Origin of the sequence: Vibrio sp. 10N.222.55.C6, from assembly GCF_041473395.1 — a bacterium.
Classification (GTDB): Bacteria; Pseudomonadota; Gammaproteobacteria; order Enterobacterales; family Vibrionaceae; genus Vibrio; species Vibrio crassostreae_C.
The window spans coordinates 1-232 of sequence record NZ_JBFRSD010001125.1 but is presented as its reverse complement, the minus strand read 5'-3'; the positions used below and the strand labels follow the sequence as shown (position 1 = coordinate 232).

The following is a 232-nucleotide window of genomic DNA, read 5'->3' as shown; positions in this document are numbered from 1 at the left end:
CAGAAGCGCGATAGACTAACTTGAACTCTTCACTATGCTCCGCTGGTGTCAAGGCACTTGCTTCTTCGGGGATCTCTTTGAATTCAACTTTACGCAAGATATTGCGAGTATCACGCAGCTCAGCTAGTGGTTGAATATCATCAGGCTTACGAGTAATCAATGTGTAACCCAAATCAGGCTTTTCCAGACCTGATACGCTATAGGTGTTAAGAAAGTTTCGGTCATACTGGCC

Annotated in this window: 1 protein-coding gene; it reads right to left on the bottom strand. The window is 44.8% G+C overall.

What is annotated here, in order from left to right; genetic code table 11:
* A partial coding sequence (locus AB4486_RS27835) for a hypothetical protein (RefSeq protein WP_372120046.1) occupies window positions 1–232 on the bottom strand: 232 nt, incomplete at both ends.